This is a genomic window from Kitasatospora cinereorecta, assembly GCF_024172095.1.
GTDB classification, from domain to species: Bacteria; Actinomycetota; Actinomycetes; order Streptomycetales; family Streptomycetaceae; genus Kitasatospora; species Kitasatospora cinereorecta.
In genome coordinates this window covers 535518-562089 of sequence record NZ_JAMZDX010000004.1, presented here as the reverse complement: position 1 = coordinate 562089, position 26572 = coordinate 535518, and the positions used below count along the sequence as shown (strand labels likewise).

The 26572-nt window shown below is 71.4% G+C and carries 25 protein-coding genes and 1 pseudogene; 15 read left to right on the top strand and 11 right to left on the bottom strand.

What is annotated here, in order from left to right:
- Positions 1-58: 58 nt before the first annotated feature.
- Positions 59-1057, top strand: coding sequence for an NADP-dependent oxidoreductase (locus tag FHR36_RS22675; protein WP_253800003.1), 999 nt, complete (start codon positions 59-61; stop codon positions 1055-1057).
- A gap of 296 nt (positions 1058-1353) precedes the next feature.
- Here FHR36_RS22675 and FHR36_RS22670 read toward each other — a convergent pair whose 3' ends face one another.
- Positions 1354-2580 (bottom strand): C40 family peptidase, encoded by a 1227-nt coding sequence (locus FHR36_RS22670; protein WP_253800002.1) that lies wholly within the window; start codon positions 2578-2580, stop codon positions 1354-1356.
- Positions 2581-2987: 407 nt separating this feature from the next.
- On the bottom strand, positions 2988-4271 hold the full coding sequence (locus tag FHR36_RS22665; protein WP_253800001.1) for a cyanophycinase: 1284 nt from the start codon (positions 4269-4271) through the stop codon (positions 2988-2990).
- Positions 4272-4612: 341 nt separating this feature from the next.
- Between FHR36_RS22665 and FHR36_RS22660 the strand changes: the two genes are divergently transcribed.
- The 5 genes from FHR36_RS22660 (at position 4613) to FHR36_RS22640 (ending at position 9594) form a co-directional block, all read left to right on the top strand.
- Positions 4613-5578, top strand: coding sequence for an ABC transporter substrate-binding protein (locus FHR36_RS22660; protein ID WP_253800000.1), 966 nt, complete (start codon positions 4613-4615; stop codon positions 5576-5578).
- A 1-nt stretch (position 5579) separates the two neighbouring features.
- Positions 5580-6575 (top strand): amino acid ABC transporter permease, encoded by a 996-nt coding sequence (locus FHR36_RS22655; protein WP_253799999.1) that lies wholly within the window; start codon positions 5580-5582, stop codon positions 6573-6575.
- 16 nt (positions 6576-6591) lie between these two features.
- The gene (locus tag FHR36_RS22650) at positions 6592-7344 is read left to right on the top strand and encodes an amino acid ABC transporter ATP-binding protein (protein WP_253800678.1); all 753 of its coding nucleotides are present in this window, start codon (positions 6592-6594) and stop codon (positions 7342-7344) included.
- Positions 7341-8582, top strand: coding sequence for a M20 family metallopeptidase (locus FHR36_RS22645; protein ID WP_253799998.1), 1242 nt, complete (start codon positions 7341-7343; stop codon positions 8580-8582). Before FHR36_RS22650 ends, FHR36_RS22645 begins: the two co-directional genes overlap by 4 nt.
- Before the next feature lie 124 nt (positions 8583-8706).
- The gene (locus FHR36_RS22640) at positions 8707-9594 is read left to right on the top strand and encodes a MurR/RpiR family transcriptional regulator (protein ID WP_253799997.1); all 888 of its coding nucleotides are present in this window, start codon (positions 8707-8709) and stop codon (positions 9592-9594) included.
- 238 nt (positions 9595-9832) lie between these two features.
- Here the strand turns inward: FHR36_RS22640 and FHR36_RS22635 are convergent, their stop codons facing one another.
- Both FHR36_RS22635 and FHR36_RS22630 read right to left on the bottom strand, forming a co-directional pair.
- The gene (locus FHR36_RS22635; protein WP_253800676.1) at positions 9833-12631 is read right to left on the bottom strand and encodes an FtsX-like permease family protein; all 2799 of its coding nucleotides are present in this window, start codon (positions 12629-12631) and stop codon (positions 9833-9835) included.
- Between the two features lie 5 nt (positions 12632-12636).
- Positions 12637-13335 (bottom strand): ABC transporter ATP-binding protein, encoded by a 699-nt coding sequence (locus FHR36_RS22630; protein ID WP_253799996.1) that lies wholly within the window; start codon positions 13333-13335, stop codon positions 12637-12639.
- A gap of 64 nt (positions 13336-13399) precedes the next feature.
- Here FHR36_RS22630 and FHR36_RS22625 point away from each other — a divergent pair, with 64 nt between their 5' ends.
- From FHR36_RS22625 to FHR36_RS22610, 4 genes are all read left to right on the top strand, one after another.
- Entirely contained in the window at positions 13400-14008 is a 609-nt protein-coding gene (locus FHR36_RS22625) for a PadR family transcriptional regulator (protein WP_253799995.1), read from the top strand.
- 389 nt (positions 14009-14397) lie between these two features.
- Positions 14398-15231 carry a CPBP family intramembrane glutamic endopeptidase gene (locus FHR36_RS22620; RefSeq protein ID WP_253799994.1) on the top strand — a complete coding sequence of 278 codons (834 nt, stop codon included), beginning with the start codon at positions 14398-14400 and terminating at the stop codon, positions 15229-15231.
- Complete coding sequence (locus FHR36_RS22615; RefSeq protein WP_253799993.1) at positions 15228-16436, top strand: sensor histidine kinase; 1209 nt, start codon at positions 15228-15230, stop codon at positions 16434-16436. Before FHR36_RS22620 ends, FHR36_RS22615 begins: the two co-directional genes overlap by 4 nt.
- Entirely contained in the window at positions 16433-17092 is a 660-nt protein-coding gene (locus tag FHR36_RS22610; RefSeq protein ID WP_253799992.1) for a response regulator, read from the top strand. The genes FHR36_RS22615 and FHR36_RS22610 overlap by 4 nt, the downstream gene beginning before the upstream one ends.
- 110 nt (positions 17093-17202) lie before the next feature.
- Here FHR36_RS22610 and FHR36_RS22605 read toward each other — a convergent pair whose 3' ends face one another.
- Positions 17203-17556 (bottom strand): hypothetical protein, encoded by a 354-nt coding sequence (locus tag FHR36_RS22605; protein WP_253799991.1) that lies wholly within the window; start codon positions 17554-17556, stop codon positions 17203-17205.
- Positions 17557-17594: 38 nt separating this feature from the next.
- Here FHR36_RS22605 and FHR36_RS22600 point away from each other — a divergent pair, with 38 nt between their 5' ends.
- Together FHR36_RS22600 and FHR36_RS22595 are read left to right on the top strand one after the other, a co-directional pair.
- Positions 17595-18584, top strand: coding sequence for a hypothetical protein (locus FHR36_RS22600; protein WP_253799990.1), 990 nt, complete (start codon positions 17595-17597; stop codon positions 18582-18584).
- Positions 18571-18708, top strand: a complete 138-nt coding sequence (locus FHR36_RS22595; RefSeq protein ID WP_253799989.1) for a hypothetical protein — start codon at positions 18571-18573, stop codon at positions 18706-18708. The genes FHR36_RS22600 and FHR36_RS22595 overlap by 14 nt, the downstream gene beginning before the upstream one ends.
- On the opposite strand, the pseudogene FHR36_RS22590 reads toward FHR36_RS22595, so the two are convergent.
- Positions 18690-18821, bottom strand: a pseudogene (locus FHR36_RS22590) (IS5/IS1182 family transposase); the annotation flags it as partial. The gene FHR36_RS22595 and the pseudogene FHR36_RS22590 overlap by 19 nt on opposite strands.
- A 64-nt stretch (positions 18822-18885) precedes the next feature.
- Complete coding sequence (locus tag FHR36_RS22585) at positions 18886-19917, bottom strand: FAD-dependent oxidoreductase (protein WP_253799988.1); 1032 nt, start codon at positions 19915-19917, stop codon at positions 18886-18888.
- A 125-nt stretch (positions 19918-20042) separates the two neighbouring features.
- Between FHR36_RS22585 and FHR36_RS22580 the strand changes: the two genes are divergently transcribed.
- Positions 20043-20513: a TetR/AcrR family transcriptional regulator C-terminal domain-containing protein gene (locus tag FHR36_RS22580; RefSeq protein ID WP_253799987.1), complete on the top strand. Its 471-nt coding sequence runs from the start codon at positions 20043-20045 to the stop codon at positions 20511-20513.
- 93 nt (positions 20514-20606) lie between these two features.
- On the opposite strand, the gene FHR36_RS22575 is transcribed toward FHR36_RS22580, so the two are convergent.
- Positions 20607-21512 carry a LysR family transcriptional regulator gene (locus tag FHR36_RS22575; protein ID WP_253799986.1) on the bottom strand — a complete coding sequence of 302 codons (906 nt, stop codon included), beginning with the start codon at positions 21510-21512 and terminating at the stop codon, positions 20607-20609.
- A gap of 139 nt (positions 21513-21651) precedes the next feature.
- Here FHR36_RS22575 and FHR36_RS22570 point away from each other — a divergent pair, with 139 nt between their 5' ends.
- Both FHR36_RS22570 and FHR36_RS22565 read left to right on the top strand, forming a co-directional pair.
- Positions 21652-22470, top strand: a complete 819-nt coding sequence (locus FHR36_RS22570; protein ID WP_253799985.1) for a 3'(2'),5'-bisphosphate nucleotidase CysQ — start codon at positions 21652-21654, stop codon at positions 22468-22470.
- A 49-nt stretch (positions 22471-22519) separates the two neighbouring features.
- Entirely contained in the window at positions 22520-23116 is a 597-nt protein-coding gene (locus tag FHR36_RS22565) for an NADPH-dependent F420 reductase (protein ID WP_253799984.1), read from the top strand.
- 99 nt (positions 23117-23215) lie between these two features.
- Here the strand turns inward: FHR36_RS22565 and FHR36_RS22560 are convergent, their stop codons facing one another.
- The 3 genes from FHR36_RS22560 to FHR36_RS22550 all read right to left on the bottom strand — a co-directional run bounded on the left by FHR36_RS22560 (position 23216) and on the right by FHR36_RS22550 (position 26425).
- Positions 23216-23611: a nuclear transport factor 2-like protein gene (locus tag FHR36_RS22560; RefSeq protein ID WP_253799983.1), complete on the bottom strand. Its 396-nt coding sequence runs from the start codon at positions 23609-23611 to the stop codon at positions 23216-23218.
- A 169-nt stretch (positions 23612-23780) separates the two neighbouring features.
- On the bottom strand, positions 23781-24077 hold the full coding sequence (locus tag FHR36_RS22555) for a hypothetical protein (RefSeq protein ID WP_253799982.1): 297 nt from the start codon (positions 24075-24077) through the stop codon (positions 23781-23783).
- A gap of 242 nt (positions 24078-24319) precedes the next feature.
- Positions 24320-26425 (bottom strand): SpoIIE family protein phosphatase, encoded by a 2106-nt coding sequence (locus tag FHR36_RS22550; RefSeq protein ID WP_253799981.1) that lies wholly within the window; start codon positions 26423-26425, stop codon positions 24320-24322.
- Positions 26426-26572 lie beyond the last annotated feature (147 nt).

Sequence of the window (26572 nt, the reverse complement as noted above, 5' to 3'; positions counted from 1 at the left end):
GTGGGCCTTGACTCAAGGAGCAACGTTTCAACGTTTCCCCAAGAAGGCGACAGACGCGATGAAGGCGATCCAGTTCCATGAAGCGGGCGGGCCCGAGGTTTTGCAGTATGACGAGGTGCCGGTTCCCGAGATCGGCCCGGGCGAAGTGCTCGTCCGGGTGCACGCAGCGGGCATCAACCCGCCGGACTGGTACCTGCGCGAGGGGATGAAGGTCATGCCGGCCGAGATGAGGCCGGCCCTGGAGTTCCCTCTGGTCCCCGGAACGGACATGTCGGGCGTGGTCCAGGCGGTCGCTCCGGACGTGTCGGGGTTCGCCGTCGGTGACGAGGTCTTCGGCATGCTGCGGTTCCCCGGATTCGACGGCCGGACCTACGCCGAGTACGTGGCCGCACCGGCTTCGGACCTGGCTCACAAGCCGGCCGGTATCGACCACGTGCAGGCGGCCGGGGCGCCGATGGCCGTGCTTACGGCCTGGCAGTACCTGGTGGATCTCGGCCACGACGTGCCGTCAGTTTTCACCGGTCAGGTGCACCAGCCGGTGCCGATCACGCCAGGGATGACCGTGCTGGTCAACGGGGCTGCCGGTGGAGTGGGTCACTTCGCGGTGCAGCTGGCGAAATGGAAGGGGGCACACGTCATCGCGGTGGCCTCCGGGCGGCACGAGCAGTTCCTGCGCAAGCTCGGCGCCGATGAGTTCATCGACTACACCAGGACGCAGGCTGCGGACGTGGTCAGCGGTGTCGACCTGGTGATCGACGCCGTCGGTGGCCCGGACAGCTCACGCTTCCTGACTGTGCTCAAGCGCGGCGGCACCATGCTTCCGGTGTTCTTCGCCCAGTACGATCCGGACGAGACGGCGAGTCTGGGCATCACAGTCTCGAACATTCAGGTGCGTTCCAACGGCCCCCAGCTGGCCGAGATCGGGCGCTTGTTCGACGAGGGCAAGCTGCAGGTCGGGGTGGACAGCACCTACCCGCTGCCCGAGGCGGGCAGCGCACACACGCGAGCCGCGCAGGGCCACATCCAAGGCAAGATCGTGCTGACGGTGGTCTCGTGATCGCCGAACTCCAGCAGGCGGTGGCGCACTGCGCCCACGCCCTGGACGAGCTGAAGGTGCCCGCGCAGCTCGGAGGCGGCAACCGCGTCCAGGTCGCGAAGCGCAGCGGGTATTCGCGGCTGCGCCAGTGGTCGTCCGGCGCCGAGTTCAGCCAGGCCGTCTCGAAGTCTGGTCGGGGAACTGGTTGGAGATCCAGCGCTCCACGCCTGCGGGGGCCCGGCCCGGCGGACGACCGTCCACCGGGCCGGGCCCGCGTCTGGTGCAGCCGGCCGCAGGGGCCGGGTCCGACCGCCCGTTCAGCAGTCGGGGATGACGGTGCCGTTGTTGTCCTTGGCTTCGTCGTTGCCCCACTTGGAGAGGTAGTAGGCGGAGACCCATTGGCCGGCGGGGCCGACGTCGGGGTCGGTCTTCAGCCACCAGTGGTTGAAGCTGCTGCCGTTGCGGATCTCGCGTCCCCAGGCCTTGCAGAACACGTAGTTGGTGCCCTTGTTGAGCGTGCCGGTGCTGGTCGTGCTGGTCGGCGAGCCGTACACGGACGCGTTCGAGAAGGTGTCCACCCAGTACTTGGTGTTGGCGGGCGGCGGCGGGGGCGGGGGCGGGGTGGAGCCGCCCGGGCAGTCGGGGATGACGGTGCCGTTGTTGTCCTTGGCTTCGTCGTTGCCCCACTTGGAGAGGTAGTAGGCGGAGACCCATTGGCCGGCGGGGCCGACGTCGGGGTCGGTCTTCAGCCACCAGTGGTTGAAGCTGCTGCCGTTGCGGATCTCACGTCCCCACGCTTTACAGAACACGTAGTTGGTGCCCTGGTAGAGCGTGCCGGTGCTGTTCGTGCTGGTCGGCGAGCCGTACACGGACGCGTTCGCGAAGGTGTCCACCCAGTACCGACCGCCGCCGGGCGGACCGGGATTGCCGCCGGGACCGTAGAGGCGGATGGCGCCGTAGTAGTCGCCGTGCGAGGACAGTGCCGCCACCTGCACGTAGCCGCCGGAGTAGGGGGCCTCGGCGATGTACCCCTGCCCGAGGTAGATCGCCACATGGTGGATGGTCGACGGCGTGTTCCCGAAGAACACCAGGTCGCCCGGGAGCAGCGGGCCCGTCCCGTCGCCCCGGTAGAACCTGGCCACCGCACGTGAGGAGTTCCACTGGGTGGTGGTCACGCCGTTGATGACGTCCGTGCCGACCGCCAGGTCGTAGGCGTAGCGGACCATGCCGGAGCAGTCCAGGCCCTTCACATGGCAGTCGTTGGGGGCTCCGTTGGACGCATCGCAGATCCCGTACGACGGACCGGGCTGCGAGCCGTGGCCGCCGCCCCAGGAGTACGGCGTGCCGATCAGGCTGCAGGCCGCGTTCACCGCCGAGTTGGCCTGAGGTGCGGCACCGGAGGAGAGAACGCCGCAGGCGGGCGCCGCATGGGCCTGCTGCGCGCCGGCGAAGAAGACGGCGAAGGAGGCGAGTACGGCCAGGAACGCGGCGAGGCGCAGGACCGGAAGGGCCCGGCGTGGTAACAGGTCAACGCGCGTAGTCACAGCTCATCCTTGATCTCGTGTGCCACAAGTGGCAGGAGTGGAAGGGGGGTTGGTGGCGGCTATTCAAGCACCGCCGGTTCGACTCCGACAGCCCCCGGTGAAAACTATTTCTGCAAGCCTCACGTGCGCGCAGAAGCTCCATTGATTCCGCACGCGGCGGGCGCAGGAAGGCGCGACAAGGCTGCGCGGGTGTCCGCAGGAGTCGGCCAACTACCGTGAGACACAACGGTGTTGGTGTCCATGTGGGCCATCGCCACAGTGCGACCCGGGCATGCGTGTGAAGCAGCCGGCATTCCGCGGAGAGCGGCTCGCATTTCCCCTGGCAAGGGGACACGGAAATGCGATCCGGGTTCGCAGGGATTTCCGATCAGGGCCTCCCGGTATGGCGCGGGAGATTGCTGCGGAATCTAGTGGACGTACAGGTGGGTGGTCAGGTCGGCGAAGGAGACGGCGGACCCGCTCTTCCACGCCCGGTAGCCGGTGCCCTTGGTGAGGTCGGCCTCGAAGGTGGGGCCGCTCTCGTAGCTGATGCCGTACTGGTGGGTGCTGCGGCCCGCGTTGACGAGTTCGGTGGCCATGTCGACCAGCCGGTAGGGGTGGTCGGCGCGGGAGTTGGGCGAGGAGAAGACGTCGCTCCAGCGGCTGCCGACGGTGCCGCCGGTCGGCGCAAAGGTGGGTTTGGTGCTGGTGGCGGTCCAGGTGGCGGGGTTGTAGGTGTCACCGTCGGTCAGGTAGGACCACTTGACGTTGTCGATCGACCAGTAGCCGCTGTGCGTGCCGACCGTGTCGGTGCGCAGGTCGAGGATCGAGACGCCGTGGGTGCCGACGACCTTGTCGGTCTCGTTCGCCGAGCCGGGGTTGGTGACGACGAGCGCGGTGTCCTCGTCGATGCCGAACGCGCGGTTGTGCCCGGTGTCGGCGGCGAGGCGGGTGATGCGGCCCTCGCGGCCGCGTGTGGCGAAGTGGGTGTCGAGCAGGCCGGAGGTGAAGAAGTTGAAGCCGCCCTGGGGGCGGTAGCTGAGGTCGTCGGGGTGGCCGCCGCTGGTGCTGGTGTGTGAGCCGTAGCGCAGGCTGTCCCAGCTCTCGCCGCCGGTGACCATGTCTCGGCCGTTGGCGATGGTCGTGCCCGCACTGGTGCCCATGATGGCGGCGCCCGCGGTGAACCTGGCGCGGATTGCGGCGAGGGCGGGGGAGTCGCTGTTGTCGCTCTTCAGGAGGGTCTGGACCAGGCGGCTCTGGTCTCCGCCGCCGAAGAAGAAGCCGTTGAGCGAGTTGATCTGGTCGACGACCGTTTGGCTGGAGTTGTTGGAGATGTGGTCCAGGTCGATCGGGATCCACTGCGCGTCGGCCGCGTGGTACGTGTTCTTCAGCAGGTGGACGTAGTAGTTGCCGTTGCAGACCGAGTTGCTGCAGGTGGCCGGGTCGTCGGCGTTCGGGTCGTCGGCCGGTACGTCGGACGCCGCGGTGATCACGCCGATTCTCGCGTGGGAGGCACCCCCAGCGAGGTTGAGGAAGCTGCCGTAGACAGCGGAGTCGGTGTCGGCGAGCGCGCCGCCGGCCAGCACCAGGCCGCCGTTGATCGGTTCGGCCGCGTGGGCGGTACCGGTGGGTAGTAAGGCGCCGGTGGTGAGTGCGGCGCCGGCGAGGGCCGCCAGAGTGCGGCGGCCGACGGGCGAGCGGTGAGCGGACATGCGTCCTCCGTGGGGGAACGGCCGAGGGCGGCCGAGCGGTAGGAGCGGTGCACGAACGTGGGGCCGGGCCCGCCGAGTCGCCGCGGGCTCCTCCGAGCCATGGGAACGGAACATACAGATGGGTTGGCTCGACCGGTAGATGTAACTCTGATTTCAAGTGAATCGTTACTCTGAGTGACCGACGGGTCTCGAAGCGGTCATGTCGACCCCATGGCCGTGTCGTTGCAGACCTGTACTGCTCGTTACATCTGGATATTTGTCTGCTCGATGTGTAACTTTCGCTTCAGCTCGATGGGCCGGCCCGACGGGCCGGACACGCCAGCCCGGAAGAGGTTGCGACCATGAAGAACAAGAACTCCGGCAGATTCGCCGCTGCGGCGGCACTCGCCCTCGGCGTCGGCCTGGGCACGGCCGCGTGCGGGAGCGGCGGCGGCAGCTCCACCGCGCCGTCCGCACCCTCGGCCACCGGCCCGGTGGTCGTCGCCGGTGTCGAGATCAGGCCCGACCCGGTGCTCAACGCGGCCCTCCCGGATGCCGTGCGGAAGGCCGGCAAGGTGCGGGTGGCCAGCGACGTGCCCTACCCGCCGTTCGAGATGTACCAGAGCGAGGGAAAGACCGGGATGACCGGTCTCGACTACGAGCTCGGCCAGGCCATAGGCGCGCGGCTCGGCGTGCGATTCGAGTTCCAGGCACAGAAGTTCGACGGCATCGTGCCCGCCATCCAGGCCGGCAAGTACGACGCGGCGATCAGCGCCCTCACCGACAACAAGGAGCGCGAGCAGGTCGTCGACTTCGTCGACTACTCCGCCTCCGGAACCGGCCTCATGGTCGCCAAGGGCAACCCCGAGAAGATCGTCACGCTGGACGACCTGTGCGGGAGGAAGGTCGCCGTCGAGACCGGCACCAACCAGCAGAAGCTCCTCGACCGGCACCAGGACGCCTGCAGGTCCGCCGGCCGGGGCGCCATCGAGGTGCAGGCCTTCCCCAAGGACTCCGACGCCCAACTCGTCCTGCGCTCCGGCAAGGTCGTCGCCGACGTCCTGACCAAGCCAGCCGCGGGCTGGACCGCGAGGGTCGCGGACGACGGCACCGCCTTCGAGGTGGTCGACGACCCGGCCGCCGCCGCCGGATACAACGCCTCGCCGAACGGCATCGCGATCAGCAAGGCCCTGCCCCGGCTCACCGACGCCGTGCAGACGGCGCTCCAGCAGCTCATCGACGACGGCACCGTCGCCAAGATCTACGACAAGTACGGCGTCGCCTCCATCGCGGTCGAGCGGGCCGTCAGGAACGGCGCGGTGGACTGACATGGCAACCCCCACCCACCCGCCCGCCGCCGCGGCAGCCCGTCCCGACAGGCCGGTCGGCGCCCCGGCACCGCAGCAGCTCACGGCCGTTCCGGTCCGTCACTGGGGCCGCCGGGTGACCGCCGTCCTCGCGGTCCTCGCCCTCGTCGGCCTGATCGGCTCCCTCGCGAAGAACCCGAACCTGCACTGGGACGTCGTCGGGCACTTCCTGCTCGCCGACCTGGTCTTCGACGGCCTGGTCACCACCGTCTGGCTCACCGTCGCGGCGATGGCCGTCGGCCTCGGCCTGGGCACGCTCGTCGCGGTCATGCGGCTCTCCGCCAACCCCGTGCTGCACGGCCTGTCCGCGCTGTTCGTCTGGGTCTTCCGCGGTACGCCGCTGCTGGTGCAGATCATCTTCTGGGCCTACGCGGCCGCGCTCTACAAGCACGTGATGATCGGCATACCGTTCACCACGGTCACCTTCGTCGAGTTCGACACCAACGCGCTGCTCACCCCGACCGTCGCCGCGCTGCTCGCGCTCGGACTCAACGAGGCCGCCTACGCCTCCGAGATCGTCCGCGCCGGGATCCAGTCGGTGGACCCCGGCCAGACCGAGGCCGCGTACTCGCTGGGCATGAAGCCCGCCCTGACGATGCGCCGGATCGTGCTCCCCCAGGCAATGAAGGTCATCATCCCCCCGATGGGCAACGAGACCATCAACATGCTCAAGACCACCGCCTATGTGTCGGTGATCGCCGCACACGACCTGATGTCCAACATCCAGGACGTGTACGCGCAGAACTACCAGGTCATCCCGATGCTGGTCGTCGCCGCGCTCTGGTACCTCGCGCTGACCACCGTCCTGAGCGTCCCGCAGGCCTGGCTGGAGCGGCGCTACGGCCGCGGCACCGCACGCGCCGGCCAGGTCTCCCCACTGCGCCGGATGTTCACGGGAGCGGCAGGACTGCTCCCGGCGTTCGGCGGCTCCCGGAACACCACCGACCAGAAGGGCTGAGGCGATGCCCCTCCCCATGGTGCACGCCCAGGGCGTGCGCAAGCAGTACGGGAAGCTCGAGGTCCTCAAGGGCGTCGACCTGACCGTCGAACGAGGTCAGGTGTGCTGCCTGCTCGGCCCGTCCGGCTCGGGCAAGTCCACCTTCCTGCGCTGCATCAACCACCTGGAGAAGATCGACGGGGGACGCCTCGCCGTCGACGGCGACCTGGTGGGCCACCGGCAGGCGGGCGACCGGCTGTACGAGCTGCGCGAGGCCGAGGTGGCGGCCCGCCGCCGCGACATCGGCATGGTGTTCCAGCGCTTCAATCTCTTCCCGCACCTCACGGCCCTGCAGAACGTCATGGAGGCGCCGGTGCGGGTTGCGAGGGTGAACATCGCCGAAGCCCGTGCCGAAGCCGGGCGCCTGCTGGACCGCGTCGGCCTCGCCGACCGGGCCGACCACTACCCGGCCCAGCTGTCCGGAGGCCAGCAGCAGCGTGTGGCCATCGCCCGTGCGCTGGCCATGAAGCCCAAGCTGATGCTCTTCGACGAGCCGACCTCGGCCCTCGACCCCGAGCTGGTCGGCGACGTCCTGGACGTGATGCGCGACCTCGCCGCCGACGGCATGACGATGGTCGTGGTCACCCACGAGACCGGTTTCGCCCGCGAGGTCGGCGACACCGCGGTCTTCATGGACGAGGGCGTCGTCGTGGAGTCCGGCGCTCCTCGGCAGGTCCTCGTCGCACCGACGCAGGAGCGTACCAAGGCGTTCCTGGGCAAGGTCCTGTGAGCGCCCCCGCCCGGCCGGCCGCCGCCTTCAGCGCCCCCGCTCTGCTGCCGCTCGCCGAGAACCTGACGGACCGGTACCTGGCCGACCTCGCCGAGCTGGTGGCCATCGACTCCGGCTCCCACAGCCCGGCCGGCGTCAACCGGGTCGCCGACCGGCTCGAGGCCCGACTGCGTGGCATCGGGCTCGCCGTCGAGCGGATCCGGCCCGACCCCGTCCACGGCCGGCCGGTCGGGGACGTCCTGGTGGCCCGCCGCAGCGGCCGCCTCACGGCCGCCGACGGCGGCCGGCGGATCCTGCTGGCCGGCCACATGGACACCGTCTTCGAGGACGGAACCGCGGCCCTGCGCCCGTTCCGCATCGACGGGACCACCGCCCACGGACCCGGCGTGAGCGACGACAAGGGCGGGCTACTGGCCGGCCTGACCGCCGTCGAGATCCTCCTGCGCGCCGGCTGGGAGGACTACGCCGAGATCGTCCTGCTCGCCACACCCGACGAGGAGATCGGCTCCCCGGCCAGCCGCCCCGTCACCGAACGGATCGCCGCCACGATGGACATCGCCCTCGCTCTCGAGTGCGCACGGGAGAACGGCGACCTGGTCATCGGACGAAAGGGCGTCGCCGACTTCGAGCTCACCGTGACCGGCCGCGCCGCCCACTCCGGCATCGAGCCCGAGCGCGGAGCCAACGCCGCCCTCGCCGCCGCGTACCTCGTCGTCGACCTCCAGGATCTCAACGGCCGCTGGGACGGTGTGACCGTCAACGTCGGCGTGGTGCGGGCCGGTACGCGGGCCAACATCGTCTGCCCGGAGGCCGAGCTGTGGGTCGAGGTCCGCGCGAGCACCACCGAAGGCCTGAACCTGGCGGCCCAAGCCGTACACACGCTCGCGGCCCACAGCGTCGTGTCCGGCACCAGGACGACCGTCACCGAGCTCTCCCGCTGCCCGCCGATGGAGGACACGCCCGCCGCCAGGACGATGTACTCCGTCGCCCGCACCGCGGCCGCCGAGCTCGGGATCGACCTCGGAGCCGCCGCCACCGGCGGGGTCGGCGACGCCAACCTGATCGCCGGAGCCGGAGTGCCGACCCTGGACGGCCTCGGACCGGTCGGCGGCGCGGACCACTCCCCGGAGGAGTGGCTGGACATCTCCGGCGTGCCGGCCCGGATCGCCGTGCTGGCCGCCACCGTCGCCCGGCTCGGCCGGCGGTTGTCCGGCACCGGCGGGGGACGGTCGTTCTGATCTCCAGCACCGGTGCGGAACCGAGGCCGTACGGCACCGGGGCCGGGAGCGCTCCGACCATCGCACCCGGCCCCGAGCCACGACCGGATATCGTTCGCACAGGACACGCGAAAGGACCCCCGACATGCCGGCCGCCCCGATCGCCGAGCAGATCCGTACCAGGCTCGGCGAATGCAGCCCCGCCGAACGGAAGGTCGGCCGGGTACTGCTCGCCAACTGGCCGGCCTCGGGCTTCGAGACGGTCGCCACCCTCGCCGAGCGCGCAGTCGTCAGCGCTCCCACGGTTCTGCGGTTCGTCGGACGGCTCGGGTACCGCGGATTCCCCGACTTCCAGGCCGCGTTGCGCACCGAACTGGAGGAGCGCAACGCCTCCCCGCTGTCGCTGTACACGGCCGGCGCGGCGGTGGACCCGGGCGAGAGCGACGGCGCGCCCGGCGGGGTCGGTGGGGCAGGGCTCCTGGCGCGCGCCTCGACGGTGTTCACGCAGGCGGTCGGCCGCACCCTCACCGGGATGCCGCCGCATGACGTCGAGCGTGCGATCCAGCTGCTGGCCGACCGCAAACGGCGGATCACTCTCGTCGGGGGGCGCTTCACCGGTCTCCTCGCCCAGTACCTCGGCCTGCACCTGATGCAGCTACGGGACGACGTCCGCCTCCTACCCGACCGCGATGTCGAGCGGGCGGCCGTGCTCGGCGCGTTCGGCCGCCGTGATGTCCTGGTGGTGTTCGACTACCGGCGCTACGAGCCGGACAAGGTGACCATGGCGGAGCTCGTCCAGGAGCAGGGCGGCCGGGTGGTCCTCTTCACGGACACCTGGCTCTCCCCGGTTGCCGCCCATGCGGAGGTCGTGCTGCCCAGCCAGGTCGGGGCGCCCTCCCCGTACGACAGCCTCGTCCCGACCCTCGCGGTCACCGAGACGGTGATCGCCGGGATACTCGAGACCCTCGGCGAGGACGGGCACCGGCACATGCAGCGAGGCGAGGACATCGCCAAGCGCGCCGGGTTCTACTGAGCTCCCGCAGCCGAGGCAGTACGGCGGTCTCACCCGCCGGGCAGCACGGTGAGCGCCCGGTTCGGGGATCAGGGCAGGGCCCGCCGTGCAAGGTAATTGAGCCCTGCGGTGAAGAGCACAAGCCGGGGGCTCGACACGCGTTGACGGGGGTTCGTGCTTCGTCCCTACGGGATGGGGTGGCATCCCGCAGGGACGGTTGAGCAAACAGAGCTCCGTGCGCCGCCTGGCAGGTCTAGATCTATCCGTCCGCTGCGAGCAGTCCGGCCGGAGCCAGGCGCGACAGCGCCCGGATCGGGAGGAGCAGAGCGCAGCACACCAGCGCTACGCCCGCCGCCGTTGCCAGCAGGCCTGCTCCCGTCAGGGCAAGTGCTCGCCCGGCGAGCAGTCCTGAGCCCAGGTTCGCCAGAACCGTGAGCCCCGCGCCGGCGCCCAGCGCTCCGCCGAACGTGGAGAGGCAGACACCCTCCGTCAGCGCCAGCCGCGTCAGCTCGTGACTGCTCCAGCCGCAGGCGCGCAGCACCGCGAGATCTGCCGCGCGTTCTCGCTGGGAGAGGACCAGGACGTCGACCGCGCCCGCCGCCCCGAGAAGGAGTGAGAGCGCGACGCTCGCGAAGTCCACCGCCCGGGCCCGGGCGACCACCGCGTCGCCCAGCAGGGAGCCGGCCACCTCGCCGTGGAAGGCCAGGGTGACGCCCAGCAGCACGGTGAACGCTGCCACGCCCAGTGCGAGGCCCGCCGCGCCGAGGAGGCTGCGGCCGGGCACGCGCAGCAGGTTGCGCGCGGCCAGGCCGGGGACCGAGCGGACCGCGCGGGCCCGGCGGACTGCCGCGACCGGCGGGTTGACCGCGTCCAGCGGGCCGAGACGGGTGGCCCGCCAGGCCGGCGGCAGTCCGGCCAGCAGCGCGAGCAGCACGGCTGTGGGGAGCACCAGCGCGGCCTTCGCAGCCGAGGCGTGCAGGCCGAAGGCGGCGGCGAGCGCGTAGGCCAGCAGGGCTCCGGCGGCTCCCGCCGCCGTGCCGATCACCAGCAGCTCACCCAGGACCAGTTGGAACACCTCGCCCGCGCTCCAGCCGACGCAGCGCAGCGTGCCGATCTCGGTGCGCCGGGACCGGACCGACGCCAGCGCTGCCTGGCCGAGGAACAGTGCGCAGACCACCAGCACCAGAACGAACAGCACCGCGCTCTTCGCGTCCACCGCGGAAAGGATCCGCAGCGCGACGCCCTTCGTGGTCCAGTCCTCGACCACCCGCACGCCGCCGGGCAGCACGATCGTCTGTGGGACCGGCGAGCTTCCCACCGTCACGTCCACATCCAGCGAGGGGTACGCGTCGCGGATCGCCGCGGCCACGGCGTTGACCCGGGCCTGCGAGGCCGCGTCGACGCCGGTCACCCCGGCGACGCGGATCCGGACGGCGCTGATCGGCGCGGTCGCCTGGGCGTCGGGGGTGAGGCGGCTGCCGGTGAAGGCGGAGAGGGAGGAGAGCGTGGTCAGCAGCGTCGGCGGCTGGCTGGTGTAGCCGCCGAGGTTGCGGTCGGGCAGCAGCGGATTGCCGCCGAGTGCGGTGCGGCTCGCCGCGTCGGCACCGGTGACGGCGGGGGACTGGTACGTCTCCAGCGGGACGCTGCTGAGCGCGGAGAAGGTCCGCAGTTTGGCGGTGTCGTAGCGGCCGACGAAGTCGAGCGCGGGGGAGGGAGTCCTGTTGGATTCCACCGTGACGCAGCGTCCCAGGACGCCGCGGCAGTCCGAGGGCGGACGGCGGGTGACCGAGCGGAACTGGGTGCCGGTGTTCTCCTCGGGTACCAGCCGGACCCAGCCGCCGGTGGTGCTGTTGCTCTGCCAGACGTCGGTCGACTGTGCGGGGCGGGTGAGGGCGACCAGGCCCTCCGGGGTGGTGCGGTAGTCGACCGGACCGACGGTCCAGTAGGTGCCGGAGGACGATGCGGAGGAGGTGTCGAGGTTCTGGAACCCCGATGCGAGGTCCGTGTGCACCGTGCCGACGGTGGTTCCCGGAAGGCCTTCGACGTAGGCGTGCGCGGCGGGGCTGTTCAGTTGGTCGGGCAGGGCCGACGGGTCTGCGGCGTTCAGGCGCTGGATGTCGGCGGCGATTGTCCCGGCGCTCATCGCGCGGGCGCTGAGCAGCACCGGGACGGTGACCTCCGGCTGGTCGAAGCCGCCGGTGGAGCTCCCCGTCGTGGTGCGCGGGGCATCGTTCTCGTTGAGCATCCGGCCGGAGGTGACCGCCGAGTCGAGGCCGACCAGCCGGCTCTCCGCGGTCGGGTCGATCGCCGACAGCAGGACGGGGTAGGCGATCGGGAGGACGACGGAGGCCTTGTCCTGGCCGGATTCGCAGGTGAGGCGGGTGCGGTCGTCCGGGGTGAAGGCCGTCGGTCCAAGGGGGTGGAGCTCGAACGGGTCCACATTGGTGTACGGGCCGCCCGGCTGGCCGGTGTGGTCCCAGTTGAAGTACCAGCAGACGGCGTAGTCCTTGGCGCCGGTGCGCTGCAACTGGAGTTGGGGCTCGAGACCGCCCTGCCGCTGGGCGTTCACCGTGGCGATCGGGTCGCGCGTCAGGTAGAGGTACTGGTCGGCCAGGGGATAGCTGCCCAGGCCGGTGCTCAGCACGGGCCGGATCCGGAGCACCTGGTTGCGGGCGCCGCTGTCGAGGAAGGCGGAGACGTCCAGGGTGAGGTGGCTGTTGATCTGCAGGTAGCCGATATTGGCGACCGGCGCGGCGACGTCCACCCCGGGCAGGTCCTTGATCCGCTGGTACTGCGCCATCGAGATCCCGCCGAAGATGCCGGACAGGAAATTGGACTCGACCTGCCCGTGCTGCTGCTCCAGCGGCGTCGTGGCGCCGGGCGGCCGGATCAGCAGGTCGTAGGCGGAGCGGACGTTGGCCCGGACCGTGCCCACGGTCTCCGCCCGGCTGGTGGTGACCGCCGAGGTGAGCAGCGTGAAGCTGGTCGCCGCGACCAGGATCCCGGCGGCCAGGGCGAAGGTGCGGCCGCGTCGGCGCAGCAGTTGGGCCAGGATCATCGCGATCACGGGCGCAGCCCTCCCAGCCGGTCCAGTACGTCGTCCGACGGGGAGAGCTTGGTGTCCGAGGTGATCCTGCCGTCCTGCAGGCGGACGATCCGGTCGCAGCCAGCCGCGACCTCGGGGTCGTGGGTGGCGACGACCAGGGTCGTGCCGTAGCGCTCGCGCAGCGAGAGCAGCAGGTCGACGATCTCGCGGCCGATGACGCTGTCGAGGTTGCCGGTGGGCTCGTCGGCCAGCAGCAGCCGGGGCCGGCCGACCAGCGCGCGGGCGATGGCCACCCGCTGTTGCTGGCCGCCGGACAACTCGGCCGGAAGGGCGGAGGTCCGCTCCGCGAGGCCGACCGCGGTCAGCAGCTCGGTGGCCCGCTCCCGGCGGTCGAAGTCGACCCGGCGTGGGAGTAACGGGGCGAGCACGTTGTCCAGCACGGTGAGCGCCGGCAGCAGGTGGAAGCGTTGGAAGACGAAGCCGACGCGGCGCCGGTGCTCGTCCATCTGCCGTGAGGTCAGTGCCTTGCCGTCGATCTCGACGGTGCCGGCGGTCGGGCGGTCCATGCCGCCGAGCAGATGCAGCACGGTGGACTTGCCCGCGCCGGAGGCGCCGGTAAGCGCGACGGCGCCGCCGTCCGCGATCTCCAGGTCCACGGCGTCCAGGGCATTCAGCCCGGGATAGCCGCGAGTCACCCCGCGCAGGCTCACCACCATGGTCGATCCCCCTCTACATTGTGACAATGTACGGGTACATTGTCACAACCTAGGAGGTGTGTAAATGCCGTTGCACCACGCGGTGTTGGCCCTGCTCGCGGACGGGCCCAGCCACGGTTACGAGCTCAAGGGCCGGTTCGAGGAGGCCGTCGGTCCGCAGTGGGGCGGCCTGAACATCGGGCACCTGTACCAGATCCTCGACCGTCTGGTCCGGGACGGATACGTCACTCGTTCGCAGGTGGCGCAGTCGGACCGTCCCGACAAGACGCACTACACGCTCGCCCCCGCCGGACGCGAGGAGCTGCTGGGCTGGGCGACCAGCCCGTGGGTGCGCACCTCGGGCTTCCGCGACGAGCTCTTCCTCAAGCTCTTCGGCGCGGCCCGGCTCGGACCGCAGGCCCTGACCAGCTTGGTCGAGGCGCAGCGGCAGACCTATCTGGCCGAGTTGGGCGGGCTCACTCGGCTGCGGCGCGAGCACGCGGCGGATCCGATGGTCGCCCTGCTGATCGATGCTGCCGTGGCGCACACGAAGGCGGATCTGGAGATCGTCGACAGCGCCGAGTCCCGGCTGGCGGAGGTCGCGGCCGCCGGCGGGGTGAATCATGACGACCGGTGTGCGAGCACGGATACCCAGGGAAGACGAGCGGGCGAAACATCCGCCCGACGAGCCTGAGATCCCGGCACAGCCGGGAGTGAGCGAGGTCTGTGGCTTGCCGCTCGGACTCGGTCCACGCCCGGGCCCCTCGGTGACGTACCCGGGCATGCCGCGGGCCTCAGCCATCCGCCGGACGGTCGGCGGGATGTCACCTCGGAGGAACGGCCCCAGCTCCTCAGCCTCCCCGGCCGGGCATCAGCCCCTTGCGCGTCACGACAAGCCGCGCTTGCACAGGCCTGCACGCCGGGAGGGGTGGCGGGGGTTCTGTCCCCCGTGAGAGCTACGTGCAGGTGTCCCCTGTGAGGTGACGATTCCTGATCACGGTTTCCCTAGCGTTCAGTTCAGCCGCGGCGCCCTGGTCGCGGACCGGACAAGGAACCGGAAACGGAACCGAGGAAAGAGTCGTCATGAAACTGGTGTGGCAGATCCTGGCGGTGGTCCTGGTCGGTGCGGTCGGCGGTCAAGCTGCCACCGCGGTCCAGGACGACCCGTGGCTCTCGCTGCTCGTGGGCAGCTTGACGGTCGTGCTGTTGGTGCTCGTCTACCGATGGGTCGTGGGGCGTACCGAGCGGCGCCCGGTCACGGAACTGGCCCGCGAGGGAGCGCCCGGGTCGCTCCTGCGGGGGCTGGTGATCGGGGTCGCGATGTTCGGGTCCGTCATTGCGAACATCTCCTTCCTCGGGGACTACAAGGTCCACGGCTTCGGCTCGGCGACCGGGGCGATCGGGCTGGTCGGCTTCATGGCGGGCGCCGCCGTCACGGAGGAACTGATGTTCCGCGGCCTGCTCTTCCGGCTCGTGGAGCGCGGCCTCGGAACGTACCTCGCGCTGGCCCTGTCCGGCACCGTGTTCGGTGCGTCCCACCTGCTCAACAAGGACGCCACCCTGCTGGGCGGCGTCGCCATCGCCATCGAGGCCGGCGGCATGCTCGCCGCCGCGTACGCCGCCACTCGCTCCCTGTGGCTGCCGATCGGCCTGCACTTCGGCTGGAACTTCGCGGAGTCCGGCATCTTCGGCACCGAGGTCTCGGGCAACGGCGAGACGCACGGACTGCTGGACGCCTCGACGTCGGGGGCCAAGCTGATCACCGGCGGCGAGTTCGGCCCGGAGGCCAGCGTGTACGCGACGCTGTTCGGCGCGCTGCTCACCGTCGTCTTCCTGTGGCTGGCCCGTCGGCGCGGCCACATCGTCCCCCGGCAGCGGGCCGAGCGCGTCGACGCCCTCGCTACACTCGCCCGGTGAGGAGCCTTCAGGGGGCCGGTCAGGTGTGGCGCCGGCTCGACGTCACCCTCCGCGACCTCCCGCTCGGGACACTGTTCCTGGTCGCGTCGTTCCTGCCGGGGCTGCGCGGCCACGGGACGCAGGTCGGGGACCTGGCGACCCGCCCCTTCGACGCGTTGGCCGTCGTGGCCCTCGCGCTCGAATGCCTCCCCCTCGTGGTGCGCAGGCGGTGGCCGGTCATCTGTCTCGCGCTGGTGGCGTGCGGCTTCGCCCTCGACCAGTTGCGCGGCTACCACTCGGCCGCCGGCACCACCCTGCTCGTCGCGCTGATCAGTGCCGGCTGCCATCTGGAACAGCGCCGGCGCACCACCGTGGTCCTGCTGTCCGTGGCATACGTGCCGCTGGCGATCGCGCTTGCGCGGCTCGGCTCGGGCGGCGAGACGGCGGCGGAGTTCGCGACGTTCTACCTGACGCTCGCCCTGGCCTGGGGAGCTGGGGCGTGGCTGCGGTCCACACGGGCCGCCGAGGCCGCACGCCGCGAGCGTGTGGCTGCCGAGACTCGTACCGCCGAACGCATCCGTATCGCACGGGAGTTGCACGACGTGGTGACCCACCACGTGACCGCGATGGTCGTCCAGGCCGAAGCCGCCCGCTACCTGACCGCCGCACCCGAGCGGCTGGAGCAGTCCCTGACCACTGTCAGCGACACCGGCCGCCGCGCCCTCACCGACCTGCGTCACCTGCTGGACCTGCTCAACCCCGGTCACGGCACCGACTACGGCGTCGGCCCGGGGGAGGCCACGCAGTCCACGCAGGCCACGCAGGCCAGGACACCGGCCGTCGGCAGGGTCCTCACGCTCGTCGAGCAGACCCGCCGGGCCGGACAGCCCGTGGACTTCACCGAGCGGGGCACACCGCCGGCATCGACCGGCAGCGCCGACCTCGTCGCCTACCGGGTGGTGCAGGAAGCACTGACCAACGCCCTCAAGTACGCTCACGGCAGCCGAACCTCCGTGCAGGTTCAGCGCGGCGAGAGGGAGATCACCGTGGAGGTCAGTACGGACGGAAGCGGCTCACGAACCACCGCCGCCGCTGCCGGCAGCGGACGGGGCCTGGCGGGCCTGCGCGAGCGCGTCGACGTTCTGGGCGGCGACTTCAGCGCCGGCCGCGGCCCGGACGGCGGCTTCACCGTCCGGGCACGCATCCCCGCCGACGGCACCTCGTGAGCGCACCGATCCGGGTCCTGGTCTGCGACGACCAGATGCTGGTCCGCACCGGCCTGGTCACCATCATCGGTGCCCAGCCCGACATGGAGGTGGCGGGCGAGTGCGGGGACGGACGGACCGGGGTCGACCTCGCCCGCAAGGTACGACCCGACGTCGTCGTGATGGACATCCGCATGCCGGTCCTCGACGGCCTCGAAGCCACCCGCCTGCTGGCCGGCGTCGGAGTGCCCCACCCCGCCAAAGTCCTCGTGGTGACCACGTTCAACCTGGACGAATACGTCTACGAGGCACTGCGCGTCGGCGCCAGCGGCTTCCTCCTCAAGGACGCCCCTGGGGACCGACTGCTCCACGGCATCCGGACCGTGGCCACCGGCGCGGCCCTCCTCGACCCCGACGTGACACGCCGCCTCGTCGGGCGCTATGCCGCCCGCATCCGCCCCGCCGAGAAGACCCACCGAGACATCCCGCTCACCCCTCGCGAACTGGAGGTTCTCCGACTCATCGCCGACGGCCTCTCCAACAGCGAGATCGCCGCAGCCCTCGTCATCAGCCATGAGACCGTGAAGACCTTCGTCTCCCGCATCCTCACCAAACTTCAACTCCGCGACCGGGTCCAGGCCGTCATCTATGCCTACCGCCACGGCCTGGTCACCTGACCGGGTCCGGGCCTTCCGGAGCGCCACGAGGGCTGCATCAGCCACTTCGAGCTCTAGGTGGACGGGATGTCCCAAGGGGTGGCGCTCCCAGGGGGCTTCCGGTGATGCCGTCATCGCGCCGTGAGCAGCAACCCGGCCAGGACCGAGGCCGCGTTGGCGGTCAGCGCGGTCGTGAGGGCCGGGACCGGAGCCAGCCGCGTCGGCCCCACCAGGGCCCGCACCAGCACCGCCTCCACCAGGCAGACCACGGCCTCCGCAAGGGCGAACGCCGTCCAGTAGGCTGCCGGGGCCGCGGCGGCGAAGCGGTTGAGGAACCACCAGAGCAGCGGGTGCGTCGCACAGTTGGCCGCCGTACCGGCAGCCAGGGCGAGCCTGGCAGGTACCCGGCCGAGGGCGGTGAGCGCCACGGTGTACAGCGGCAGCTCGACGAGCAGGGTGAGCGCGAAGGCCAGCGGATAGGGCACGGTGTGCATCGTGCCACGGGGCAGGGAGAAGGAGTGACGTGACGACAGCTGCGCTGCCGGTCGGCCGGACGGCGGGCGGCGCCCTGCCGCTGGCGGGGTTCGGCACGGCTGCCGGCCTGGCGCTGGTCACGGCGTTGCGGGCACCGGCCGGGCTGGCCGTGCTGGGCCTCGCGACCTTCGGCATCCTGCACAACGTCCTGGAACTGCGGTACGTCTCGGGCCGGTTCGAGCGGATCCTGACCGGCCGGTTCCTGGCTTTGCTGCTCCTGCTGATCAGCGGAATCGTGCTCTGCCGACTGCTGCCGCCCGCTCCCGGGCCGCGAGCCGCGGAGATCCTGCTGACCTACGGGGTACTGGCCACGGCCTGTCTGTACTCGCTCCGTCCTCGCCCACTGCTGCTCGCCGCCGCGACGACCGTCCTGGTCGGGGCCGCCTCGGTCTCCCTGGAATTCCCGGCGTACCACTTCGTGGTGCTGACACACCTGCACAACCTGGTCCCGCTGCTCTTCCTCTGGGAGTGGTCGCGCGCGCTGCCGCGCGGCCGGACGGTGTTCCTCGCGGTGCAGTGCGCCTGGGTGCTGGCGATTCCGGCCCTGCTGCTCTCCGGCGCACTGGACGGCTGGTTCGCAGCCGGTACGGCCACGACCGACCGGCTGGCCACCGCCTACACACCGCCCGCCTGGCTGCACACCTCGGCGGGGCTGCGCTTCGTTGCGGTGTTCGCCTTCCTCCAGACCATGCACTACGTCGTGTGGATCTGGTTCCTCCCGCGCTACGCGCCCGACGCCGCCGCCGCCTTCGACCGACGGGTACCGCTGCTGCGCGGTCCTCGCGCCTGGCTGCTCGGCTGCGCCGTCGGCGCCGCGCTCGCCGTGCTGTTCGCGACCGACTACGCGCAGGGCAAGGCGCTCTACGCGGCCGTGGCGAGCTACCACGCTTACCTCGAATTCCCCGTTCTGCTGATGCTCGTCCTGGGGATGGCCCCGGGCGGCAGTGCTGTTGAAAGGACCTCCCGTGCCGCTCGCTGACATCGCCCCCTCGCCCGGCCCCGACGCCGTCCCCGCACCGCTCCTCATCATCGGAGTCGGCCTGCTGGTACTGGTCGGTGTCGTGGTGCTCATCAGGATGGCCCGCTCCCGCCGAAAGGACTGAGACTCCCGTCGCCACCGTCCCCGCATCCGGTGCGGGATGACCGGGCCGGTGCCCGGACAGCCGCCGTCAGCGATGGTCGTCCTCCGGCCGACGGCGGCCTTCGCGCCGGACTCTGACCGGTTCATCTGGTGAGGACGAGCCCGGCCGCACCCGGTCGTCCGCACGCGGCGGTCACCTTCAGGACTGCGCCACCGCCTCGTCGTGTTCCCCCGGGTGCCCGCTGAAGAAGTCGACCAAGCTCTGCGGTGCGCGCTCGCCGAGGCAGAGGTCGAGAATCTCGTGGGCGTCCGCGTAGAAGGCCTCGCTGCGCGGGAAGAGCTCCTTCTCATAGGCGGCGAGCGCCGCTTCGACGTCGTCGGGGTGCTGGGCGATGGCCTTGCCGAGTTCGGCACCGTCGAACATCGCCAGGTTGGCGCCGTCGCCGGACGGCGGCATCAGGTGCGCGGCGTCGCCGAGCAGCGTCACGCCAGGCACCCGGTCCCAGCGGTGTCCGTTCGGGAGGGTGTGGATCATGCGTGCCACCGGGGCGGTCTCGCCGTCGGTGATCAGCGCGGTGAGGTGCGGCGCCCAGCCGTCGAACTCGGCCGCGACCCGGGCGGTCGCGGCCGCGGTGTCGGTGAAGTCCGTGGCGGCGATCCACTCTTCCGAACGGTTCAGCTCGACGTAGGTGTGGAGGATGCCACCCGCCTCACGGTGGGCGACGATCCCCTTGCCGGGGGCGAGTGCGTACATGGCGCCCCGGCCGACCAGCGCGGCCGTCGCGGGGTGCCGCTCGTCGACGTCGTGCAGGTAGGTCTCGACGAAGGTCGTGCCGGTGTAGACGGGCCGGGCGTCGGAGAGCAGGGGCCGGACCCTGGACCAGGCGCCGTCCGCTCCGACCAGGATGGCGCTGGTCTCGGTCGAGCCGTCGGTGAAGGTCAGCTCGTGCCGGCCGCCGCCGAGCGGCCGGACGCCGGTGACCTTGCTGCCCCAGCGCACCGTCCCCTCGGGCAGGGAGTCGAGCAGGATCCGGCGGAGGTCGCCGCGGAGCACCTCGGGGCGTACCGCGGTGCCGTCGGAGGGGACGTCCAACAGCAGCGCGCCGTGCTGGTCGAGCACCCGGGCGGCGTCGCCGCCCTGGTGGATGTCGAGCTGGCCGCCCTGGGCGCGGGCCTCGGGGGAGGGGTCGGCCTCGTGGACGGTGGCGGGTATGCCGTGGATGTGCAGCACGCGTGCGAGGGTGAGGCCGCGCGCTCGCGGCCCGCCTGGCCACCGGAAGCGGGGCGATCTACTGGCACGTCGCCAACAAGGACGACCTGCTGGCGGCGGCCACCAACGACGTGATCGCCCGAGTCATGGCGGACCTGGCCCAAGGCGCGCGTCCGCGGGAGGCGATCCGGGCCCTCGCGCTCGGGCTCTTCGACGCGATCGACGTACACCCCTGGGTCGGCACCCAGCTCTCCCGCGCGCCGTGGCTGGCCGCGATTCCGCAGATCTTCGAGGGTTTCGGCAGCCGGCTGGAGGAACTCGGTGTGCCCGAGGAGGCGCAGTTCGACGCCACGTCCACGCTGGTGATCCATGTCCGCGGCGTCGCCGGACAGAACGCCGCCAACGCCCGCCTGCTCGCGCACAGGACCGATCGGACGGCCTTCCTGGGCGAGATCGCCCAGCAGTGGGCTCAGCTCGACCCCGCTCGGTACCCGTTCGTGCACCGGGTGGCGGCGCAGTTGCCCGAGCATGACGATCGGGAGCAGTTCCTGGCCGGCATCGACCTCATCCTGGGCGGCATCGAGGCTGCCCACCCGGGACCGTCCGCTCGGACCTGATTCCAACCCGAGCGGGACGGGGGCCGACCGGACGGGCCCGGTCGGACGGGGGCCGGTCGGACGTATCCCGGTGAAGCGGCCGTACGGCGTCGGCTACGACGCCCCGCAGGTGGCCAGTGCGGTTCGCGCCAGCGCGCGCAGCCAGGCGTGGGCGTGGTCGGTGTCGTAGCGCTGGTGCCATGACAGGTACACCGGTGCCGGGGGGAGTTCGAGCGGCAGGGGGAGCACGGCCAGGCCGAGCCCGGCGGCCGCGGTGCGGGTGGTGATTTCGGGGACGGTGATCAGAAGGTCGGTGCCGCGCGCGAACTCCAGCGCGGCTGCTTCGGTGGGGGCGGCCGCCACCACCCGGCGGGTGAGGCCGAGCCGGGTGAGGGCGTCGTCGACGGCGTTGCTGAGGTTTCCGCGTCGCGAGACGGTGACGTGTTCGGCGGCGGCGTACTGCTGCGCGGTGACGGTTCGGGCGCGGGTGAGGGGGTGTCCCTGCCGCACGACGGCGACGAGGCGGGTCTCGCCCACGTGCTCGGCGCGGATGTCGGGTGCGCTCGGGCGGTTGGCGTTCGCCTCCAGATCGACCTCGCCGCGTCGCAGTTCGGGGGTGTCGGTGCTCGATTCCGCGACGAAGCGCAGTCGCACGCCCGGCGCCTGTCCGCGTACGGCCGCGAGCAGCGCGGGGCCGCTGAGGGCGACCAGGGAATCGTGCCAGCGGAGTGTGAAGGTGCGTTCCAGCGTTGCCGGATCGAGTTCACGGCTCGGTGCCAGCACGCCCCGGACCTGGTGCAGCAGCTCGTGCACCTGCTCCCGGACGGCGATCGCATAGGGCGTCGGGGTCATGGTGCGGCCGGTGCGCACCAGGATCTGGTCCCCGGTCGTGCGCCGGATCCGGCCCAGACTCCGACTCATCGCGGGGGCGGTGACGTGCAGTCGTGCGGCCGCCCCGGCCACGCTGCCCTCCTCCAGCAGCGCGTCGAGCGCGGTGAGCAGATTCAAATCCAATTGCATGGGAGTAATCCCAGCAGTTCTTGACATGCATTTGATGTTAACGGAGGGGGTGGATAGCGTCGTCATCACGGCGCCGGACGGAACGCGCGTCCTGGCCCGAATCCTCTTCAACACCCCTTGCTCAGACGGGAGTTCCCCCATGTTCGAAACGCTTCAGGCCACTGACGTCACCGCCTTGGACGCCGACCTGCTCGAGCGGACCGCAGCCGCCGTGCGTGAGGCCGGTTCGGCACTGCGCGAGCGGTACGGCGAGGTGGTCCCCTACCGGACCCGCGAAGAGCTGATGAGCGCGCTCGCCGCCAACGACGACACGGCCCTCGGCATCCTGCGCCCCCGCCTCACGAGCCTGCGCCCGGACGCCGGCTGGGTGGAGGACGAGCTGGACGGCGGGGCGCTGCCGCCCGGCGAGTGGTGGGTCGTGGATCCGGCCGAGGGCAACGTCAACCACCTGCACGGCCTGCCCGAATGGGCAGTGACCGCCACCCTCGTACGCGACAACCAGCCGGTGCTCACCGCGGTCCACCTGCCGCTGACCGACCAGACCTACACCGCGCTCACCGGCGCGGGCGCCCACCTCGACGGCCGGCCCCTGCACGTCTCCCGGACCGCGGAGCTCGGCCTGAGCGTCGTGGCCACCAGCCAGGCCCGGCCCGACGAGGACGAGGACGTCGTCCGGCGCGTCGGAGCCTCAATCACCGAGATGCTCCTCGACGCACTCGTCGTCCGCGTCGCCGTGCCCGCGACCCTCCACCTGCTGAACGTGGCCGCCGGCCGGCTCGACGCTTTCTGGCAGTTCGCCGGCGCCCGCGCGGACCTGCTGCCCGGCGCGCTCCTCGTCACCGAGGCCGGCGGACGGATCTCCGACCACGAGGGCCGCCCCTGGACCCCGCAGAGCGCCGGCTTCCTGGCCGCCGCACCCGGCGTCCACGCCCAGGCCGTCGCCACCCTCGCACGCTGACCGAACACCACCCCACCCGCACGCACACACGACAAGGGGCCACACCCTCATGACCACGATCGCCGTACTCGGAAACGGCCGCGTCGGCGGCAACCTGGCCGCCGCCCTCACCCGCGCAGGGCACGAGGTGACCGTCGCGGACCGCACCCCGGGCGCCGCCGCCGACGCCGCCCGACGCGCCCGGATCGTCATCAACGCCACCCCGGGCGCCGGCTCCCTGGAACGACTCGCCGCCCTGCGCGACGAATTGCGCGGCACCCTCCTCGTCGACGTGTCCAACGCCACCACCGACGGACCGGACGGCCTGCCCGCCGACCTGCTCTACCCCGGGTCGAGCCTCGCCGAGCAACTCCAGGAAGCACTCCCCGAAACACACGTCGTCAAGACCCTCAACACCATGCTCTTCCCGGTGATGACCAATCCGGCCATGCTCACCCGGACGCCCACCGTGTTCCTCTCCGGCGAGGACCTCGGGGCCAAGCAGACCGTCCGCGAACTCCTCACCGACCTCGGCTGGCACCACGAATGGATCACCGACCTCGGCGGAATCCGGACCGCCCGCGCAACGGAGGCCGCGATCCTCTTCGTACCCCACGTCATCCGCTCCAGCGGATTCGTCCCCTTCGCGATCTCGATCACCCGCTGACCAGCCTTCTACGCCTGCTACCGCGACCTGATCGCTGCTCACCGGGCGCGGAGCGCGAGGCGGAGCGTGGGCTGCTCGCCGACGAATGGCGCCGGCGGCTCAGTCCTGGGTGAGGGCTTCGGCGGCGGGCCAGGTGCCGTCGGCGGGCATCTCGAGGTCTTCTGCCAGCGTCTGCCGCCACGGGGGTGGGGTGAACGGCTCGCCCCAGTAGTCGGTCACCCGGACCGCCATTCCGGCGACGAGCTCGGCGATTGAGACGTTCCGGTACACCCGGCCGTCGCCGTAGTCGGTGCTCCACTCGACGACGACGGTGTCGCCGAAGGCACGCCGCCTCCCCACCCCGAGTCTCAGCCCGACGAAGTGGGACTCCACCTCGGCGATCCGTGATCTCCCCCGGATGATTTCGCCGCTCTGCGGCCACTGGCGCACCGCATCCTCCGAAAGCCGAACGCCGAGGATGCGCTCAAGGCGGGTCGAGTGCGCGCGTTCTCCCATGAGGCGCACAGTAGAACCGATCGCCCCGCCGTCCTCGGAGGCTCGCCCTGCCCTGGCCCACGGGTCGAGCCCGCTCTGCCGGCGGCAGCCCCGCAGCCCTGGGAGGGGTCAGCGTCCAGCGGGCCCGGCGGGGCTGTCGCGACCACAAGACCTGCGCGGATTCGGCGGGCTATCGGGTCACCACGACGTGAACCGGGTAGATCCTCGGCTGCGCGTTCTGAACCCCCAGTTCGTTCAGAATCGGGACGATGACCTCGCCGAACTGCCGGAACGCCTCCTCCGACTCCCACACATCCACGACGAGCCAGCCGTCCGCCGTGGGCGCGGCGGTGTGCGAGATGAGCCCCGGCACCGGCCAGTCCTGCGGGCTCGTGACCGGTCCCGGACGGCCCGCAACCATCTCCGCGCTCTTGTCGTACTGAGCCTCGGTCATCCCCGACAGCTCGAAAACCGCCACGATCGCCATGCCGCACTCCCTTGACACCGGTCGAACTCCGACAGGCCGAGTTGACCACCCTGGCATCCCGCCCGCACACCACCCGAAGCGAACGGGTGTGTCCAGGGGCGTCGCGCCGCTCGGGACGGCAGGTTCGACGCGAACGCCCACCACATCTCGTTCGGCGCGGACACCGAGCGCACCATCATGATCGCGTCGATCCGCTACCTCGACGAGTTCGTCTCGGCCCCTCGGTTCGGCGGTCGCAGCACTCACGCCGGGTGGCCGACCGGACCCGGCGCCGCGTCGACCTCGGCGATGAGCAGGGCCACGTCGTCCTCGTCGTCGTCCGCCCGCCGCAGTGCGGTCAGCAGACGGTCGCAGGTCGCTTCCAGCGAGAGCCTCGGCCCGCGGAGCAGGCTCATGAGGGCATCGAGGCGCGTGTCGATGGCCTGGTCACGGGTCTCCACCAGGCCATCGGTGTAGAGGAGCAGCCGGTCGCCGGGTGCCAGCTCCAGGCAGGTGGACTCGAACGGGACGCCTCCGACACCCAGCGGCGCGCCCGGGGGCAGCTCCAGGAGCGTCGGGGCCCGACCGGGGCGGTCCAGGACGGGCGGCGGATGGCCGGCCAGCGCGATGCGGCACTGCCTGGCGTGCGGGTCGTGGACGACATAGACGCAGGTGGCGGTGGTCTCGCCGAGCTCGGCGGTGACGCGGTCGAGGTGGTGCAGCACCTGAGCGGGGTCGAGGTCGAGATCGGCCAGGGTACGGGTGGCGGTGCGCAACTGGCCCATCCTGGCGGCGGCGTTGATGTCATGGCCCATCACGTCGCCGACGACCAGGGCGGTCTTGTCGCCGGCCAGCGCGATGGCGTCGAACCAGTCACCGCCGGCCAGCGCGGTGCGTCCCGCGGGCTGGTACCGGGAGGCGATCTGGAGACCGACCGGCCGGGTGGGCACGTGCGGCAGCAGGTGGCGCTGCAGGGTCAGGGCCGTGTTGCGTTGGCTCTGGTACCAGCGGGCGTTGTCGATGCAGACGGCGGCGCGGGCGGCGAGTTCCTCGGCCAGCACGATGTCGTCCTCGCCGAACGGCAACGGATCGCGCAGGCGCTTGAGGTCCAGGGCGCCGAGCACCTCGCCGCGGGCGATCAGCGGCACCGCCAGGTAGGAGCGCAGGCCTGCTCGGGCCAGCACGGCTGCGGCCTCGCCGTCCCGGGCGATGCCGGGCAGATCCTCGTCCGTCACATCGGCCACGAGCACCGGACGGCCGGTGGTCACGCACCGGGTGACCAGGCGGTCGGCGTCGTACTTGGCGATCTCCCCGACCGGGTCGGCGGCGCGCAGGGCGTCGGAGGGGTAGGCCGCCGCCACGGCCAGGGCGCGCAGGGTCACCGGCCCCGCGACCGGCCCGTGGGTGGGCGCGCGTCCGCTCAGGACCGAGTCGAGAACGTCGACCGCAGCGACGTCGGCGAGGCCGGGGACGACGAAGCCGGCCAGTTCCTGGGCGGTCCGGCCGAGGTCGAGGGTGGTGCCGATCCTGATGGACGCCTGGGCGACCAGTGCCAGTCTCTGTCGGGCGCGGGCGGCCTCGGCGGCCGCGCGGTGCTGCTCGGTCACGTCCACCACGGAGACAGCCAGGCCGATCACCCGTCCGGCCGAGTCCTCCAGCCGGAAGTACGACGCCCGCCAGGCGTGGTCGCTGTCCGGATCGGCACGTGTGCGGCCGACCGTGGACTGATCCACCAGCGGCTTGCCGCTTGCCAGTACCTGGCGCATCGCGGACTCGACGACCCCGGTGTCGAGGAACGGCAGCGCCTCGCGGACTTCGCGACCGAGGTGCTGCTCGGCCGGCAGGCCGTTGATGCGCTCCAGTGTGGGGTTGACCAGGACGTACCTCAGGTCGGTGTCCAGCACCGCCAGCCCGATCGGGGACTGGGCCACCAGCCGCGCCGACAGGGCCAGATCCCGCTCGACGCTGCGTAGCGTGGCCTCGTCGGTGGCGATCCCCAAGGCATAGAGGCGGCCGCGCTCGTCCTGCAACCGCATGTTGCGGAACTCCACCAGCCGGGTGCTGCCGTCCTTGTGCAGCACCGGGAACACCCCCGCCCAGCGCCCGCCGCCACTCATCACCTCGGCGAACAGCTCGAGGATCAGGCCCCGGTTCTCGTCGGCGACCAGCAGCTCGGCCGCGTACCGGCCGAGCGCCTCCTCGGCGCTCCAGCCGAAGAGATCCTGAGCCTGCGGGCTCCACAGGGCGACCCGCCCGTCCGCGTCCAACACCGCTGCGGCCACACCCAGCAGGTCCAGCAGGCCCCCGGGTTCGGAGGCGGCAGCCCGTACCGTGCCGACCAGGGGCCGGCCCGCCTCGGAGGCGCTCATTCCCGGCCTTCCTCCTGCCTGCCGCCGATACCGGCGGCCTCGTCCGCTCCGGTCCTGTCGCTCGACCTCGCCTTCCGTTCCGGTGCCCTCCATCGTCTCTCCGCGCAGGGCCGCTGGACAGCTCGGGCGGCTGTGTCCGCCGCCCCG

Bases quoted from the DNA above. Each gene is read 5' to 3' on its own strand.
- FHR36_RS22620 (WP_253799994.1), top strand. From the start codon at position 14,398: ATGAAACTGGTGTGGCAGATCCTGGCGGTGGTCCTGGTCGGTGCGGTC.
- FHR36_RS22570 (WP_253799985.1), top strand. From the start codon at position 21,652: ATGTTCGAAACGCTTCAGGCCACTGACGTCACCGCCTTGGACGCCGAC.
- FHR36_RS22665 (WP_253800001.1), bottom strand. From the start codon at position 4,271: ATGTCCGCTCACCGCTCGCCCGTCGGCCGCCGCACTCTGGCGGCCCTC.
- FHR36_RS22565 (WP_253799984.1), top strand. From the start codon at position 22,520: ATGACCACGATCGCCGTACTCGGAAACGGCCGCGTCGGCGGCAACCTG.
- FHR36_RS22650 (WP_253800678.1), top strand. From the start codon at position 6,592: ATGGTGCACGCCCAGGGCGTGCGCAAGCAGTACGGGAAGCTCGAGGTC.
- FHR36_RS22630 (WP_253799996.1), bottom strand. From the start codon at position 13,335: ATGGTGGTGAGCCTGCGCGGGGTGACTCGCGGCTATCCCGGGCTGAAT.
- FHR36_RS22675 (WP_253800003.1), top strand. From the start codon at position 59: ATGAAGGCGATCCAGTTCCATGAAGCGGGCGGGCCCGAGGTTTTGCAG.
- FHR36_RS22660 (WP_253800000.1), top strand. From the start codon at position 4,613: ATGAAGAACAAGAACTCCGGCAGATTCGCCGCTGCGGCGGCACTCGCC.
- FHR36_RS22555 (WP_253799982.1), bottom strand. From the start codon at position 24,077: ATGGCGATCGTGGCGGTTTTCGAGCTGTCGGGGATGACCGAGGCTCAG.
- FHR36_RS22640 (WP_253799997.1), top strand. From the start codon at position 8,707: ATGCCGGCCGCCCCGATCGCCGAGCAGATCCGTACCAGGCTCGGCGAA.
- FHR36_RS22625 (WP_253799995.1), top strand. From the start codon at position 13,400: ATGCCGTTGCACCACGCGGTGTTGGCCCTGCTCGCGGACGGGCCCAGC.
- FHR36_RS22560 (WP_253799983.1), bottom strand. From the start codon at position 23,611: ATGGGAGAACGCGCGCACTCGACCCGCCTTGAGCGCATCCTCGGCGTT.
- FHR36_RS22550 (WP_253799981.1), bottom strand. From the start codon at position 26,425: ATGAGCGCCTCCGAGGCGGGCCGGCCCCTGGTCGGCACGGTACGGGCT.
- FHR36_RS22575 (WP_253799986.1), bottom strand. From the start codon at position 21,512: ATGCAATTGGATTTGAATCTGCTCACCGCGCTCGACGCGCTGCTGGAG.
- FHR36_RS22580 (WP_253799987.1), top strand. From the start codon at position 20,043: ATGGCGGACCTGGCCCAAGGCGCGCGTCCGCGGGAGGCGATCCGGGCC.
- FHR36_RS22655 (WP_253799999.1), top strand. From the start codon at position 5,580: ATGGCAACCCCCACCCACCCGCCCGCCGCCGCGGCAGCCCGTCCCGAC.
- FHR36_RS22635 (WP_253800676.1), bottom strand. From the start codon at position 12,631: ATGATCCTGGCCCAACTGCTGCGCCGACGCGGCCGCACCTTCGCCCTG.